Genomic DNA, 806 nt, shown 5'->3' on the forward strand with positions numbered 1-806 from the left:
AATTCCCCTTCTACTGAAGGGACAGGTGTTCTCCCGTATTGTTGACATGCCAGCGGGTCGGGGAAACGTGATCCTGACGTTCACGCTTACGTCCACACGGCATTCGGCAGATATTCCGCCGTATACGTTTGCCAGCGATGTGCAGGTTATGGTGATTAAGAAACAGGCGCTGGGCATCAGCGTGGTCTGAGTGTGTTACAGAGGTTCGTCCGGGAACGGGCGTTTTATTATAAAACAGTGAGAGGTGAACGATGCGTAATGTGTGTATTGCCGTTGCTGTCTTTGCCGCACTTGCGGTGACAGTCACTCCGGCCCGTGCGGAAGGTGGACATGGTACGTTTACGGTGGGCTATTTTCAAGTGAAACCGGGTACATTGCCGTCGTTGTCGGGCGGGGATACCGGTGTGAGTCATCTGAAAGGGATTAACGTGAAGTACCGTTATGAGCTGACGGACAGTGTGGGGGTGATGGCTTCCCTGGGGTTCGCCGCGTCGAAAAAGAGCAGCACAGTGATGACCGGGGAGGATACGTTTCACTATGAGAGCCTGCGTGGACGTTATGTGAGCGTGATGGCCGGACCGGTTTTACAAATCAGTAAGCAGGTCAGTGCGTACGCCATGGCCGGAGTGGCTCACAGTCGGTGGTCCGGCAGTACAATGGATTACCGTAAGACGGAAATCACTCCCGGGTATATGAAAGAGACGACCACTGCCAGGGACGAAAGTGCAATGCGGCATACCTCAGTGGCGTGGAGTGCAGGTATACAGATTAATCCGGCAGCGTCCCCCTTCTGATCAAGGGGAATT

1 protein-coding gene and 1 pseudogene are annotated in these 806 nt (G+C 54.1%); both read left to right on the forward strand.

The annotated features are described in order from the left end of the window. A partial coding sequence (locus R3F64_RS19360) for a phage tail tip domain-containing protein (RefSeq protein WP_205245762.1) occupies positions 1-190 on the forward strand: 190 nt, incomplete at its 5' end. Positions 191-251: 61 nt separating this feature from the next. Continuing rightward, positions 252-785 (forward strand): annotated as a pseudogene (gene lom / locus R3F64_RS19365) (outer membrane beta-barrel protein Lom); the annotation flags it as partial. Positions 786-806 lie beyond the last annotated feature (21 nt).

It is taken from the genome of Halomonas sp. 5021, from assembly GCF_036663435.1.
GTDB lineage: Bacteria > Pseudomonadota > Gammaproteobacteria > Pseudomonadales > Halomonadaceae > Vreelandella > Vreelandella janggokensis.